General features: G+C 54.3%; 16 protein-coding genes. 7 read left to right on the top strand and 9 right to left on the bottom strand.

What is annotated here, in order from left to right:
• Positions 1-2 precede the first annotated feature (2 nt).
• Complete coding sequence (locus ACKVOS_RS12420) at positions 3-1,958, bottom strand: TIR domain-containing protein (RefSeq protein WP_409212319.1); 1,956 nt, start codon at positions 1,956-1,958, stop codon at positions 3-5.
• A gap of 117 nt (positions 1,959-2,075) precedes the next feature.
• Between ACKVOS_RS12420 and ACKVOS_RS12415 the strand changes: the two genes are divergently transcribed.
• The 4 genes from ACKVOS_RS12415 (at position 2,076) to ACKVOS_RS12400 (ending at position 6,813) form a co-directional block, all read left to right on the top strand.
• On the top strand, positions 2,076-2,915 hold the full coding sequence (locus tag ACKVOS_RS12415) for a peptidyl-prolyl cis-trans isomerase (RefSeq protein ID WP_409212318.1): 840 nt from the start codon (positions 2,076-2,078) through the stop codon (positions 2,913-2,915).
• A 20-nt stretch (positions 2,916-2,935) separates the two neighbouring features.
• On the top strand, positions 2,936-3,889 hold the full coding sequence (locus ACKVOS_RS12410; RefSeq protein WP_409212317.1) for a HupE/UreJ family protein: 954 nt from the start codon (positions 2,936-2,938) through the stop codon (positions 3,887-3,889).
• 82 nt (positions 3,890-3,971) lie between these two features.
• Positions 3,972-6,203 carry an EAL domain-containing protein gene (locus tag ACKVOS_RS12405; protein WP_409212316.1) on the top strand — a complete coding sequence of 744 codons (2,232 nt, stop codon included), beginning with the start codon at positions 3,972-3,974 and terminating at the stop codon, positions 6,201-6,203.
• Between the two features lie 76 nt (positions 6,204-6,279).
• The gene (locus ACKVOS_RS12400; protein ID WP_409212315.1) at positions 6,280-6,813 is read left to right on the top strand and encodes a hypothetical protein; all 534 of its coding nucleotides are present in this window, start codon (positions 6,280-6,282) and stop codon (positions 6,811-6,813) included.
• Positions 6,814-6,840: 27 nt separating this feature from the next.
• On the opposite strand, the gene ACKVOS_RS12395 is transcribed toward ACKVOS_RS12400, so the two are convergent.
• The 3 genes from ACKVOS_RS12395 to xseA are packed head-to-tail and all read right to left on the bottom strand — an operon-like array spanning position 6,841 to position 9,397.
• Positions 6,841-7,791: a M23 family metallopeptidase gene (locus ACKVOS_RS12395; RefSeq protein WP_409212314.1), complete on the bottom strand. Its 951-nt coding sequence runs from the start codon at positions 7,789-7,791 to the stop codon at positions 6,841-6,843.
• A complete protein-coding gene (locus tag ACKVOS_RS12390) occupies positions 7,751-7,954 on the bottom strand; it encodes a DUF2093 domain-containing protein (protein WP_409212313.1) in 204 nt (67 codons plus the stop codon). Before ACKVOS_RS12390 ends, ACKVOS_RS12395 begins: the two co-directional genes overlap by 41 nt.
• Positions 7,955-7,996: 42 nt before the next feature.
• Complete coding sequence (gene xseA / locus ACKVOS_RS12385; protein WP_409212312.1) at positions 7,997-9,397, bottom strand: exodeoxyribonuclease VII large subunit; 1,401 nt, start codon at positions 9,395-9,397, stop codon at positions 7,997-7,999.
• On the opposite strand from xseA, the gene purD reads away from it, so the two are divergent.
• Both purD and ACKVOS_RS12375 read left to right on the top strand, forming a co-directional pair.
• On the top strand, positions 9,396-10,667 hold the full coding sequence (gene purD / locus ACKVOS_RS12380; protein WP_409212311.1) for a phosphoribosylamine--glycine ligase: 1,272 nt from the start codon (positions 9,396-9,398) through the stop codon (positions 10,665-10,667). The genes xseA and purD overlap by 2 nt on opposite strands.
• Before the next feature lie 74 nt (positions 10,668-10,741).
• Positions 10,742-11,566: a hypothetical protein gene (locus ACKVOS_RS12375; protein ID WP_409212310.1), complete on the top strand. Its 825-nt coding sequence runs from the start codon at positions 10,742-10,744 to the stop codon at positions 11,564-11,566.
• 28 nt (positions 11,567-11,594) lie between these two features.
• On the opposite strand, the gene ACKVOS_RS12370 is transcribed toward ACKVOS_RS12375, so the two are convergent.
• From ACKVOS_RS12370 to ACKVOS_RS12355, 4 genes are read right to left on the bottom strand one after another with little or no spacing between them, the layout of a single operon-like run.
• Complete coding sequence (locus ACKVOS_RS12370) at positions 11,595-11,783, bottom strand: DUF1272 domain-containing protein (protein ID WP_409212309.1); 189 nt, start codon at positions 11,781-11,783, stop codon at positions 11,595-11,597.
• Between the two features lie 9 nt (positions 11,784-11,792).
• Complete coding sequence (locus tag ACKVOS_RS12365) at positions 11,793-12,527, bottom strand: M48 family metallopeptidase (protein ID WP_409212308.1); 735 nt, start codon at positions 12,525-12,527, stop codon at positions 11,793-11,795.
• Entirely contained in the window at positions 12,484-12,918 is a 435-nt protein-coding gene (locus tag ACKVOS_RS12360; protein ID WP_409212307.1) for a YcgN family cysteine cluster protein, read from the bottom strand. The genes ACKVOS_RS12365 and ACKVOS_RS12360 overlap by 44 nt, the downstream gene beginning before the upstream one ends.
• 8 nt (positions 12,919-12,926) lie before the next feature.
• The gene (locus ACKVOS_RS12355) at positions 12,927-13,559 is read right to left on the bottom strand and encodes an SCO family protein (RefSeq protein ID WP_409212306.1); all 633 of its coding nucleotides are present in this window, start codon (positions 13,557-13,559) and stop codon (positions 12,927-12,929) included.
• Between the two features lie 73 nt (positions 13,560-13,632).
• Here ACKVOS_RS12355 and ACKVOS_RS12350 point away from each other — a divergent pair, with 73 nt between their 5' ends.
• Positions 13,633-14,271: an ankyrin repeat domain-containing protein gene (locus tag ACKVOS_RS12350; RefSeq protein WP_409212305.1), complete on the top strand. Its 639-nt coding sequence runs from the start codon at positions 13,633-13,635 to the stop codon at positions 14,269-14,271.
• Between the two features lie 3 nt (positions 14,272-14,274).
• Here ACKVOS_RS12350 and msrB read toward each other — a convergent pair whose 3' ends face one another.
• Entirely contained in the window at positions 14,275-14,757 is a 483-nt protein-coding gene (gene msrB / locus ACKVOS_RS12345) for a peptide-methionine (R)-S-oxide reductase MsrB (RefSeq protein ID WP_409212304.1), read from the bottom strand.
• Between the last annotated feature and the right edge of the window lie 9 nt (positions 14,758-14,766).

Here is a 14,766-nt window from a genome sequence, read left to right as displayed (position 1 = left end):
GTTTACACGAATTTAAGCTGACGTAGCAAGGAATTATAGCGCGGGTCCTGCCTTATCGGGTCAAGCAACGGATCATTGAGCAAATACACAAGTCCGGAATCGGAAACGGCATAGGCCTTGTCAAGCGCCGCAAATGCTTGCTCGAATTCTCCCCATTGCGCAAAAATTTGGGCCTGCTGGTATAACGCATTATCACCATGCTCCGCAATCAACGCCGAAAGTGCGGTTTGCGCTGTTTTTCGATCTCCTTGTTTTTGCGCGATGATTGCTTTCCCGGGCAGCGCCAGCAGGCTGTTGCTCTCCAGATCGAATTCGGCCTGTGCCTTGCTCCATTCACCCAGCATGAAATAGGCGTTTCCGATGTCGCCGTGCAATGTGCTGCGCTGCGGGTTGAGCGCTAATGCCTTGCGTGCGAAACCAATGGCATCATTATACGCTTTGGCTGCATATTTGATGTTACCAGCCGATTTGAACATTGACGGGTTAAGCGGATCAAGCACTGCCGCGCGGTTGATTGCGGTTTCGGCGGCAATGAAGCGTCCGGTGCGCGCGCAATAGACGGCATATCTGCTCAGAACGTCGACGTCATTTTTGGCCAGTTCATAAGCGCGTTCATAAGGCGCGCGCGCCGCCTTGGCATCAAGTCGTCCATAAAATAATGCATAACCCAGCGCTGCAAATGCGGGCGCAAATGTTGGCGCGTTCTTCGTTGCCGACACGGCTTCATTGACTGCTTCATCATAAAGCGCTTTACGATCATTGGCCGTTGCATATTGATTGGCAATCACCGCCAGATTGCGTGAGCGTAGCGCCCGGGCAGCCGCATAATCGGGATCGATGGCAATGGCTTGATCGAATTTGGCCAAAGCCGCCCGTTCTGAATCTTCGTCGATATGAGCTTCGAAGAGGTCGCGACCGCGCAGATATGCATCAAAGGCTGTCAAGCTTTTCGTCCCGCCAATTTGAAGAGCGGCTTTACCCGACGATGTGTCTTCCATCGCAGAAGACAGCGCAGCCGCAACGGCGGTTGCAATTTCGCTCTGAACGGCAAAAATGTCGGAGAGCTGCCGTTCGAATATGTTGCTCCATTTGGTTCGCCCGGTTTTGCCATTCGTCAACTCGACGGCAATTTTGACCGCGTCCCCAATCCGCTGCACATTGCCATCGAGAAGAAACGATACCTTAAGTTCGTTTGCGATCGATTTCGGGTCGCGGTTACGTTCCCGAAACTGGTTGGATGACGTTTGTCCGACAATTTCCAGCAAAGCATTGCGCGACAGATACGAACGTATTTCGGATGTCAGACCATCGGAAAAATATCGTTGTTCGGGATCGCCGCTTAAATTGTCAAAGGGCAAGACAGCAACGCTGTTGCGGGTGGCTGTACCTCCAAATATATCTGTGTTCCAAACGGCAAAGCCACCGGCCCCTGCGGCGGCGGCTGTCACCGTCAACCCGCCGCCAATTGCAAAACGACGGCTCATTTTTGGGCCCTGTTTCTTGGGAGCAACCGGCATATTCAGAACGGAACGATGTGACGCTGCAATTGCCCGCAACATGCGGAGAATTTCGGTATCGGAACTATCCATGCGCGACTGGGCGAGATTGATGACCTGAAATTGGCCAAAACCGAGCGGCGGTTCTGAGCCGTCGAGTGACAAGGGTATCAATATGCCGCGGTCACGTCCACGCGTGGCTTCGTCGCGAACCCAATGGGACTGGACCGAAGTTTTAGACCAGAGTACGACTACCGCCTTGGCCCGGTCGAGTGCATTTTCGGTCGATTTGGAAAACCGCTCTCCACCTTCGAGCAAGCCGTCCCACCATGTCGGAAAACCGGCATCCTGAATAAGTCCAATAATAGGAATTGCCCGCGCCTGATCTTCGCGTGAATAGCTGAAAAACACGGTGGATGGTGGCGGTTCGGTATCGCGTGGCGTCGGGTCACTGTCAGTCAAATCGGTGCGTGCCCCCCAGTTGCAGCAAAGCCTGACGCTTCAGGCCCGAATTGCCGCTATTTCTCACACTGTTTAACGGGGCTTGCAACCGTTTTGATGGAGCCTTAGGCAAATAAAATGAAGGGTGCCAATTCACAGAATTCAAAGATCCGCACTTGGCTTCGGGAGCCATTGCTGCATTTTGTGGTCGCCGGGATGTTTGTGTTTCTGGTGTCGCTTTGGCGCGGTGGCGGTGTGGAGGCGGAAAGCCGGACGATCCTGATAAATCAAGTCAAGGTTGAACGTCTCTCGGCGAGCTGGGAACAGATTTGGCGGCGTGCGCCAACGCAAAGCGAAATCGACGGCCTAATCCGTGATTATATCAAGGAAGAGATCTATTATCGCGAGGCAAAACGGCTTGGTCTTGATGAAGACGACATCGTCATTCGTCGGCGCTTGCGATCAAAAATGGAGTTTCTGGCAACGGCGCAGGCCGAAAATGCCAGTGTCGATGATCGTACCTTGCAACGCTGGCTTGATCGTTATCCGGAACGTTTTGCGACAGATTCAGAAATAAGCTTTGATCAGATTTACCTCGGCGAAAATGGCCAAGTCGAAGCAGCGCCAATTCTCGCAAAAATCGCGGCGGGCGGCGATTGGCGAAAACTGGGTAAAGCGATATCGTTACCGCAAACTCTGGAAAGGGCAACACGAACCGCAATTGTGCGCGAATTTGGCGACCCATTTGCTGCAGCATTGACGCTTGCCCCAAAAGGCGAATGGACCGGACCGGTTCCATCCGGCTTTGGTATTCACGTGATCCGCGTGCGATGGGTGCGCTCATCGGCCAAGCCGTCGCTGGACAATGTGCGTCAGGCCGTCGAAAATGACTGGCGTGTCCAAACGGCCAAAGAACGCGAGAGCATAGCGTACCAGGCGCTGTTGGACGGATATACGATCAAGATTGCCGCGCCGTGATCCGGTTTTGGTGGTTGATAATGCTGTTGGCGTACCCGGCATCTGTGCAAGCCGATGAATTGCGGCCAGGCTATGTGGAGTTTTCCCAAAATACAGCGACACAATGGACATTGGTCTGGAAATTCCCGGTTCAAGGCGGTTTTACACCTTCAACACGTCCGCAATTGCCAGCATTTTGCGAAATAGCGGGTCGACCTAGTCGGGAGCTTTCAGGCGCTGCGGTGACAACACGGATGTTAGTCCAATGCCGAAGGGATATGGCGGGCCAAAAGTTTGGACTGGAAAATTTCGGTACTGCTCAATCGGATGTTTTGGTTCGCGTTGCGCCTTTGAACCGGCCGGTGCAGGTAATGCGGCTCACGCCTGCAGAACCGATCTTCATTGTGTCGGCCAAAACAGATCGATGGCAAGTTGCGGGAACCTATTTTCTGACGGGCATCGACCATATCCTGTTCGGATATGACCATCTTCTTTTCGTGGTCGCGTTGGTTTTTTTATTATCTGGATTCTGGACCGTTGCCAAAGCCGTAACGGCTTTCACCGTCGCGCATTCGCTCACTTTGGCGGGCACGACCTTCGGGTGGATCGGTTTGCCGCAACAGCCGGTTGAAAGTGTCATTGCCCTTTCGATCCTGTTTCTGGCGGTGGAAATCATCAAACGCAGACCGGACGAAAAACGACTCTCGGAACGCGTGCCTTGGGTGGTCGCGTTCGGCTTTGGTCTTTTGCATGGCTTTGGCTTTGCCGGTGCGCTGAAAGAAATTGGGTTGCCTGAACATGATGTTCCCATTTCCCTTTTGACGTTCAACCTAGGGGTTGAAGCCGGTCAAATCGCTATCGTTGGCGTGACCATGTTGGCCATGCAAATCCTGAGAATGCGGTTTTCACCTTTGCTGGACCCGACCATAAAATGGGCAACCTATGGGATAGGAATCACCGCGGGTTACTGGTTTATCGAACGAACTCTTTTATAAGCTGACAAAACAAGGGAAAATTTACCATTCAGAAACGGCCCTTTGTTATATCCCGCGACGGATCAGGTGGATTTTTTGTAAAATGGCAGCAGGTAAATTCTCATGGAGCGCGAATCCTGATTCATCACCAGATGAGCCGCACGGGTTTTTCGGCAAATTCGCCAATCGCGCGATCCATCGGCCCGAAAGTACGCTAACCGCTAACGCCTCAAAAAATGCTACTCTGCTTTTGCAAAATTTCGAAGAAAGCGGGCGTGGATGGTTCTGGTCCACCGATTCAAAGGGGTTGATTACATATATCAGCGCATCGGTTGGCGAGTTACTTGGCACGACAACGGATGCTCTTATCGGCACTTCGTTTACACAGCTTTTCCAGCAGTCTGATGCGGCGGCGGGACATCAACGAACGCTACCGTTCATTTTGAAAAAGCAATCCAAATTCGACGATTTGCCTCTGCAAGCCGCGAAGCTGGGCGAAGAAGAGGTCTGGTGGGCGGTATCAGGCAGGCCATTTTTCCATTCGGCCGAAAAGTTCGGCGGATATAGGGGCAGCGGCGCGGATATCACCGTGCAACGCATGAACGCGAAAGATAACTCGCGGCTTGCGACCTACGATTCATTAACGGGCTTACTCAACCGGTTCAGGATGTCGAAATTGCTCGACACCACTTTGTCCGCCTTCAAAAATCAACGGCGGGCGTGCTCGATCATGTTGATTGATCTGGACCGGTTCAAGCTTGTAAATGATACGCTTGGCCATCCGGCCGGCGATGCCTTGCTGAAGCAAGTCGCGGAACGTCTTATAAAAGTTGTCGGAGATCGCGAAAAAATTGGCCGCTTGGGTGGCGATGAGTTTCAGATTATCCTGCAGGACGTCGATGATCGCGGTACGTTGGGGGATCTTGCGGATAAGATCATAAAAAGCCTTTCGCACCCATATTCGGTCGACGGAAGCCGCTGCATTATCGGTGCGTCGGTCGGCATTGCAGTTAGCCCATTTGATGGCCAAAGCAGTGAAGATTTGATCCGGAATGCGGACCTTGCATTATATGCGGCCAAAGGTGGAGGACGCGGGCGGTTCCGATTCTATTCGAGCGAGCTGTTGCAAGTCGCGGAGGACCGTCGTGTTCTCGAGGAAGACTTGCGCGATGCTCTCGCCAACGACCAGATTTGGCTCGCCTATCAACCCGTGGTAGATGCAAAGACCAATGCGGTTACAGGTTTTGAAGCCCTGATCCGCTGGAAGCATCCGGAACGGGGGCATATCTCACCCGCCGTCTTTATTCCGATTGCCGAGGAAACAAATCTGATAGGCGAGCTTGGTGAATGGGCTTTGCAAAAAGCGTGTGAACAAGCGGCGACTTGGCCCGGAAAATTGAAAGTGGCCGTCAATGTATCGCCGATTCAATTTGCCAATGACTTGCTGCCCAAAACGATTGAAAGCGCGCTTTCCGTTTCAGGGCTGCCTCCGGAACGACTTGAGCTAGAAATCACCGAAGGCGTTTTCTTGCAGGAATCTTCGGATACGGACTCAATGTTTCAGGCGCTCAAAAAAATCGGAGTGCGCTTGGCATTGGATGATTTTGGAACCGGCTATTCGTCGTTGGGCTATTTGCGGACTGCACCGTTTGACAAGATCAAGATCGACCAAAGCTTTGTTCGCACCGCGACCGAGCCGGGCAGCCGTGATGGCGCGATTATCGCTGCCATAGTCGCGCTGGCTAAAGCGTTGGATATGGATACGACCGCCGAAGGTATTGAATCGCTGGACCAGTTGGAAATGATCCGCGATCTTAATGTCAGCCATGTTCAAGGGTTTATCTATAGCCAGGCCGTTAGTAATGAAGAATTGCTCGAACGGTTAAAGGCTGGCGAATGGAAAATCACGCCGACAGGCCCTGCGGTAACGCGAGGTGACCGGCATTCGATGTACCGTAAAATCGGCGTGATACACGAGAATCACTGCTACAATGTTGTGTTGCGGAACTTGTCGGTTTCGGGTGCCTTGATTGAAGGCATCGTGAATGTACCCGAGGGCACAAATTTTGTCCTGGATTTTGGCGATGGGCAGCTTGCGGTATCCACCGTGGTACGATCGATGGGACATCAACAGGGTATCGAATTTGAAGAGCGCCTGGTCAATGATGGCAATGGCGGGCTGTGCACCAGCCGACGCATTTCCCCTTATATGTTGGCGGCGGCCGGAATGCCCATCACCAATCTGCCTCCGGGATATTATCAAAACACGGACGCAGAACCGCGGCCAAAAACACTGCCGGCTTTTGCAACTGCCAGCGATTGGAAAGCCGGTTGAAGCATTTCCATTCCTGACTTGCAGATATCTATTATTGCTTGTTAAAACCGCTCCCGAATGATCGAGAGGGAATAGCATGAAAATAATGAGGCATCTGGTTCTCGTCGGGGGTTTCGTCGCGTTGGCCTCCCCGGTTATCGGCAAAGATAAGGAATTGCCTGAAGTTCGCCCTGCGGTGTTCGAAGAACTTGTGGGCTGCCGGTCAATAGCAGATTCGGGCGCACGCTTGGCCTGCTATGATTCCAAAGTTGCCGCAATGGATGAGGCGGAAAAAAAGGACGAGCTGGTTCTGGCGGACTCGGCGTCGATGAAAGAAGCAAAGCGCGGCTTATTTGGCTTTTCGATCCCCAAACTCAAAATCTTTGGCACTGACAACGCAGAAAAAGACAAATTCGAACTGGTTGCAAAGATCGATTCTGCCTTTCAGACCGGCTATGGCCAATGGACGATCATTTTGGACGACGGTGCGCGTTGGGTGCAGGTCGACACGCAATCCGTCGTGCGGAGCCCCGCAGCGGGCATGGAAATTAAAATCCGGCAAGCTGCCATGGGCAGTTATTTCGCCAATATTGCAGGGCAAAGGGCGATACGTATGAAGCGGGTAAATTAGCTTGAAGTAAGCGCCTTCCCGCCGCGATTAAGCGGCCGGGATTAACAATCTGGGATCAATCCGCGCGCTGTTCCATTTCATGCCCCAGTGTAAATGCGGACCGCTGGCGCGGCCGGTCGCGCCGACTTTGCCAATTATCTGGCCTTGTTTCACCACGTCGCCTTCGCGCACCAAAAGTTCGGAGCAGTGCAGGAATGCGCTGTTAAGGCCCATGCCGTGGTCTATCATCAAAAGATGCCCCTCCAGAGTAAAGGTGTCTGTGGCGGCGAGGGTCACGATTCCGTCGGCGGGAGCGATAAACGGGGTGCCGGAGGGCGCAGCTATATCCATTCCGCTGTGGTAGCTGCCCGGCGTCCCGTTGTAGATTCGTTGCGCCCCGAAAAGGCCTGAAATTCGGCCGGCAACTGGCCGGATAAAATTCTGGCGCCATCCGTTGCTGTTGGAACGAAAGGTTCTGGCTTCGTTGATACGCGCGAGCTCCGCGCCACGTCGCGCCTGGAATTCTTCTGAAGTTTTAGCGCCCCCTGTGGGGTTGGCGGCGACATGTTCAATTCGCCAGTTGCCTGGCGCGACCGGAAGATAAAGATCCTTGCGTTTTCCGTCCGCAAAAAGGGCTACCAGGCTAAAACTGTTTTCGGCGTCACGATCAAAGCCAATCAAAAAAAAGCCTTCGGCTGATATCGGAACTTCGTTGCCATTCAGCAGAACAGTTCGGGTCCCGGAAGGCGCTTGGCCAGTAACTAGGCCGCCTTGAACGGCATCGCCCGAAAGCCAGAAATCGGACCGGACGCTCTCCACAGGCGCGGATGCAGCCGGTGTCATTACCACGGGGGGCTTTGTATGTTCAAGGGTTGCGGCGTGTGGCGGCGTTGCCGTGCAGGTGGCCAGCGCCGCGAACATTAGCAGCGCAGTCGAACTTTGCCCTTTCATATCGGCCTCAGCCTTTGCCCAATGCCGCTCGCGTCGAAATTTCAGCACTGGCGTAAGGCTCCTGCTTGATAACGCTCCAGTATCGCAGTTCCTCAAGCGGAATTACGTGGCCGGTAATCGCGCACAAGACATGGTCACCCGGGCTTAATAAGCGGAATCCATTGGCCATATAGTGCAGGCGGGCGACTTTGCTTTTGCTCGACATCAACATCGGCGCATTATGGCGCAAAGCACATGAATGGGCAATGACGGTCTAACCGTCAAAGAGATTACCCTGATTGGGTTGGGGTCGCGCTGCCTTGGCTGCAGCAGCTTTGGGTAATATTGCGCCGCCATGAACCGATGCGCCCACATCGCCATCGGCAAAGCGCAGGCCAACATTGCCTGCTTTGATCGCCTCGTCACGCGACAGGATCGTTTTTCCTTGTGCGTCGGTTACGCGTGCAAAGCCCCGCTTGAGCGGTGCCTCGGGATGCAGACTGCTAACCAGCCGAGTCAAGGCGTCCAAGCGTCTTTGATCCTTTTCTGCCTGACGCAAAAGCATGCGCGGGTTCAGCATTTGTGCTGGGCCGGAAAAGGCAAGCTCGGCCTTCCCGACACATGACCTGAGAGACTGGCGAAGGCGTTCGGACAGTTCGTCGGTGCGCTGCTGATGCGGGGCGGAAAGTTCGGTTAGCCGTGGCATCAACCTTCGTTGCGCCTCCAACCGTTCGGTCGCGCGGTCGACATGGCGCCGGACGGCACCGGACATACGCAGCGCGACCTGTCCAACGCGTTGCAGCAGTTCGCTTCGCACAGGAACTGCCATTTCGGCCGCGGCGGTAGGTGTTGGCGCGCGATGGTCTGCGGCAAAGTCACACAAGGTCGTATCGGTTTCATGGCCGACAGCCGAAATGACCGGAATAGTGCAATCGGCAACAGCACGAACCACGACTTCTTCGTTAAATGCCCATAAATCCTCAATCGATCCACCACCGCGTGCCACAATCACCAGATCGGGCCGGGCGACGGAGCCGTCGGCAGGCATGGCAGAAAATCCATTTACGGCCTTTGCAATTTGCGCTGCGGCACCATCACCTTGAACCAATACCGGCCAGACCAGGACGTGGCTGGGGAAACGATCATCAAGACGGTGGAGAATGTCCCGGATCACCGCCCCGGTTGGTGACGTCACAACACCTATTGTGCGTGGCAGTGAGGGCAGCTGTTTTTTGCGTTCGGGTGAAAACAGGCCTTCGGCGGCCAATCGAGCTTTCAGCTTTTCGAACAAGAGCATCATCGCGCCCTCGCCTGCAACTTCAAGGCTTTCGACGACGATCTGGTAATTTGAACGACCGGCGTAGGTGGTGAGTTTGCCGGTTGCGACAACATCAAGTCCGTCTTCGGGGACGAACGGTAAACGCGCGGCTCCTCCTTTCCACATCACGGCGTCCAGTCGGGCGTTTTCGTCTTTCAGACTGAAATAGATATGCCCGGAAGCTGCGCGTTTGTAACCCGATATCTCGCCGCGCACCCGCACATGACCGAACCGGTCCTCGACAGTACGTTTAAGAGCCGAAGACAATTCCGACACGCTCATTGCCTGGGCATTGTCGCCGGGGCGCTCCTCCGCTAACAGGCGCGCTGTTGTGGCGTTGGGATCGTTATCGGACATGAATATCTTGCTCATTGGTTCAGGCGGACGCGAACATGCGCTAGCATGGAAACTCGCGCAATCGCCCCACTGCGATACACTTTTCGCTACACCGGGCAATCCCGGCATTGCCGAAGAGGCGGAACTTGTTGAATTGAATATTCTGGATCATGTCGCAGTTATTACTTTTTGCGCGGGATATGATATCGGATTGGTGGTGATCGGCCCGGAAGCGCCGTTGGTCGATGGTCTTGCCGATTCCCTGCGCGATGCCGGCATTCCAGTGTTCGGGCCCAATCGCAAGGCGGCTCAGCTTGAGGGTTCCAAAGGGTTTACCAAGGATATGTGTGCGGCTGCCAATATCCCGACGGCCGGTTACAGGCGGCATGATAGCAAGATATCGGCACTTGCAGGCCTTGCCGAGTTTCAACCGCCTTTTGTTATCAAGGCCGACGGGCTTGCCGCAGGCAAGGGCGTGATTATTGCCGAAACGTCCCAAGATGCCCAAGCGGCGATTGAAGATATGTTCGGCGGCGGCTTTGGTGATGCGGGCGCTTCGGTCGTTCTTGAAGAATTTATGACCGGCGAAGAAGCAAGCTTTTTTGCGCTGACGGATGGTAAGGATGTCGTCGCATTCGGTTCAGCCCAGGATCATAAGCGGGTTGGGGATGGCGACACCGGGCCCAATACCGGTGGCATGGGGGCCTATTCGCCCGCAGCGGTTCTAACCGACGCGATGCAGGCCGATGTGATGGAGCGCATCATCAAACCGACCGTCGCTTATATGTCGGCGCAAGATATGCCTTATTCAGGGGTTTTATTTGCCGGCCTTATGTTGACGCACGAAGGCCCTAAATTGATCGAATATAATGCGCGCTTTGGTGACCCGGAATGCCAGGTGCTGATGTTACGCTATTCCGGTGATCTGGCGGCATTGATGCTTGCGGTCGCAAACGGACAACTCGCAGGTGCACCGGCACCCGCTTTTTTGCCAGAAGCGGCGTTAACGGTGGTTATGGCGGCAGATGGATATCCCGGGACACCCGAAAAGGGCGGAGCAATAGTCTTGAAGGATGGAATAAAGGCAAAAATATTTCATGCGGGTACGGCTGAAAAAGATGGCCAATTGATTGCCAATGGCGGCCGCGTCCTTAATGTAACGGCAACTGGCGCGACGGTTACAGAAGCGCAGTTAAATGCCTATACCGCAGTCGATGCTATTGATTTTCCGACCGGCTTTTGCCGTCGCGATATAGGTTGGCGCGAAGTAGAGCGCGAAGCCGAGGCATGATTAGCGCTTTTGCTTTTTCAGAAAATCAGCCTATCATCCGAAATTGAGTTGAGGGCTATTTTCGGGAGACCATCATGACTGCTAATTTGCCGATTATCTTGAGTGCGATTGTCATATTTGCGGCATTGATATGGTGGCTGCTTGCACGCGGCTCTGTTAAAAAGGACGAAGGGTCGAAAGACGTTTCGCCGCCCAAGGCTGTCCAAGCCCCACCGGTTGCGGCCACACCTCCTCCCGCGACGCCTAAAATCACCGAACCCGCCAAATTGATGGATGATCCGGCGCCTGCATCAAAGACGGCCCCTGCAAAAGCGCAGGCACCTTTAAAGGCGGCGGCCACGAAAGCAGCACCCGCCAAGCCGGCGGCGAAAAAGGCAGTGGCACCTAAAACCGCTGTCTCGAAGGCAAAAGCGAATAAGGCTGCTACAACAAAAGCGCCTGCGCCAAAGGCTGCCGTGAAGGCACCTGCAAAAGCCCCGGTAAAGGCAAAAGCAAAGGCAGGGGCAGAAGCAGCGCCCGAAGCAAAGGTTGCGACCAAAAAAGCCGTTGCGGCTACAGCCAAGGTGCCAGCATCCAAAGCAAAAGCCACGCCAAAAACGAAAACTACCCCAAAGCCGAAAGCAGCGGCAAAACTGGTCATTCCTGACAATCTTGAATTGCTAAAGGGCGTTGGCCCCAAGTTGAATATTCTGCTTAAATCGCTCGGCGTGACCAGCTTTGCACAGGTCGCAAAGATGACGGCTGCCGACGTGGCGGAACTGGACGGAAAGCTCGGCAATTTCGCCGGTCGTATTACCCGCGATAACTGGATTGATCAGGCCTCGCTTCTGGTCGCGGGCGACGTTGCCGGTTTCGAAAAGAAATATGGTGCGCTCGGCAGCGAGATCACCAAAAGCTGATACGGGACCGTTCCCGTCCGCGGGAGGGTCAGGCCGTTTTTCTAACCCGGGTTGGTCGGGGTTGCAAAACCCCGCCGCAATTGGGGCAACGCCCGTTAAGCGGCCCGTCGACGCACGGCGCGCAGAAAGTGCATTCATAGCTGCAAATCCGGGCTTCACTGCTGTCCCAACCAAGCGGCGCGGTGCAGCGTTCGCATATTTCGCGCATTTCCAGCATTAAATTCTCCTATCGTCCAACGCGTTGTAAAGCTGTGCCATGCATTTTGAGCCAGCGATCTGCATCTTTTCGATTGCCTTCATACAGCGTGTCCAGCCATGCGTAGAATGCAGGGCTATGGTCCATATGCCGCATATGTGCGACCTCATGCGCGATGACGGATCGCCGGACATGAACCGGCGCCATGATGAGGCGCCAACTCAGCGATATCGTGCCTCGGCTGGAACAGCTCCCCCAACGGCTTCGGGGATCGCCCAGCGACAGCCGCGGCACCGGTTCGCCGGCTTTTTCACAATAATGCCGGATTTCCTTTTCATAAATCCGCCGCGCCTCCGCCTTCAGCCAACGTAGGACACGCGCTTCAACCGATGCTTCGGGGCCACCGAGCCGGATCATGCCTTCGCCGCACCGGATCGTGCGCGGCCACTCCTCGCGCCATTCAATGCGATGGCTTTCGCCCTCTACCGCGATTTCACCGCCTGGGCTTATGGGCGCTGCATCCGGCGCGCTTTGCAGCCGCGCGGCAATCCATTCGCGCTTCTTCGACACAAAATCGAGCGCGACATTGGTCGGTGTGTAATGGGGCATTGTAATCCGGATTTCGCGCTTCACCGCATCGGCGCGCATTGAAATCCGGCGGGCACGCGGGTTGCGCCGGATACGCACCGGAACGCTTTCGCCTTCGATATCCACCTCCGGGTCAGAGAGGCTGTTCGATAATATGGTTCTCAAGCGGTCCAGCATGCAATTCGGATATTGCCCGACCTTTCACCGACATGCCAGCTTCATGAATCGTTTCAACACTGCCGCTGATCAGATAGTGCCAATCGGGCAGTGGCTGTCCAGCCGCGCGCAGGACATAAGCGCAGGTGGACGGAAGCCAGACATAGTCGTCAATCTTGCGCGGTGTTAGACGCAGGCATTCGGGCACAATGGCCTTACGATTTCGGTAATCGGCGCAGCGGCACGTTTTAAGATCAAGCAATTTGCAGGCGACATTGGTGGGATAGATTCGCCCGGTGTCTTCATCCTCCACCTTGTTCAGGCAGCATTTTCCGCAACCGTCGCACAAAGATTCCCATTGTGCGCGATCAAGGGTCTCTATGGGCGCTTCCCAAAAGGGCGTTTCTGTCATTTGAGCGCCTATCGCACCCATTTATCCAGTTCGGCCTCTACCAAATCAGGCGCACCTTCATTCGCGTCGGTTTTGGGCTGATCGGCGGGCAAGATCGCAATTGGCTTGCCGTCAGGGTCCATCAAATAAGGGGTTTGGCTATGGCTAATCAGGTAATTTTCCGGGGTCGAACCTTCGACGCGGCTCGAATATACCGCAAATTTCCTGGCGGCATCGGCTATTTCGGCATCGGTACCGGTCAGGCCGATTGCACGTGAATGAAAAGCACTGACAAATTGTTTCAGCACGTCGGGGGTGTCCCGCATGGGGTCTACGGTAATGAAAATCGGCTGAATTTTGGTGGCCAATGCGGGTTGGGATTTTTCAAAAGCTTTCAATCCGGCCATTAGATTTTGCATATCCGGCGTGCAGATGTCGGGGCAATTGGTGTAGCCGAAATAGACGACACGATATTTGCCGTTAAACTCTTTCCAGGTCCGTTTTTTCCCATCTTGGTCGGTCAGAACAAAGTCGCCGCCGATTGCGGCTCCGGCCAGCGGCGCTTCCAATAGTGACGGCTTTTCAGGCGTCTGATTGCATGCGCCCAGCAGGAGAAGAGATGATAGTGCGACAGAAAGCGCGAAGCAGAGGTTTTTGTTCATAGCAGCGGCAGACATGGTCTGCTAATGCGCGGATATCAAGCATTTTGGTTTTAGAAATATGAGGCGCTTTTCCTTGAAGAAGAAATTGGTTTTGATTGCTGCCGCTGCGGCGTTGTTTTCAATATCTGCGGGAGTATTTGTACCGGCCGCACACGCGCAGTTTTCAGATAGCTATAATTTCTTGAAAGCTGTCAAAGAACGTAAAGGTGACGAGGCGGAAAAGTTTCTTTCCGAACCGGGAACAGTGATCGTTAATACTCGCGACAGCAGCACAGGTGAGACCGCCTTGCATATTGTAATACAGCGCCGGGATTCAACTTGGTTGAGCTATTTGCTGCAAAAGGGCGGCAACCCCGGTCTTGCCGACAAAAAGGGCACAACTCCTTTAATGCTGGCGACGCAGCTTGGCTATGTCGAAGGCATCGAGGCGCTGGTAGAAAAAAAGGCGCAGGTCGATCAAACCAATCGATCAGGTGAAACAGCTTTAATACTGGCTGTGCAATTGCGAAATATCGAGGCGGTCCGCGCTTTGTTAAAAGCGGGTGCAAATCCGGACAAGAAAGATAGCCGTGCCGGATATTCGGCACGGGAATATGCCCAGCAAGACGGGCGTGCATCAGCGATATTGTCCATCATCGAAAACCACCGCAAAGCCGACCCTGCAAAGAAACCGGCTGAGCTGGATTTTTCGGGGATCGGGGATAACAAGTAAAGCTTAGCCAAGCACAAACTTCATGGCGACGCCGTTCATGCAGTACCGCTTCCCGGTTGGCTTTGGTCCGTCATCGAACACATGACCCAGATGTCCACCACAACGGGCACAATGTACTTCGGTGCGGGGCAATCCGATTTTATAGTCGGTCTTTGTCCCGACACCACCGGCCAATGGTTGCCAGAAACTGGGCCAGCCGGTGCCGCTGTCATATTTTGTAGAAGATGAAAAAAGCCGCTGGCTGCAAGCTGCACAGACAAAGGTACCTTTGCGCTTTTCTTTGTTGAGCGGGCTGGTGTAAGGCGTCTCGGTATCTTCTTGCCGCAACACACGATAGGCTGCGGGCGGCAATCGCTTTTTCCATTCGGCATCACTGTAGGTTACGGCATAGCGTGTTTTGGCGGTCGCGTCGGTGCCGCAGCCGAAAACAAATGCGGCAACCCCGATACTGCCAAAAGAGAGAAACTGGCGTTTATTGATGTGCATGACGATATC

It is taken from the genome of Sphingorhabdus sp., assembly GCF_046154385.1.
Taxonomy (GTDB): domain Bacteria; phylum Pseudomonadota; class Alphaproteobacteria; order Sphingomonadales; family Sphingomonadaceae; genus Sphingorhabdus_B.
This window is presented reverse-complemented; position numbering and strand designations above follow the sequence as displayed.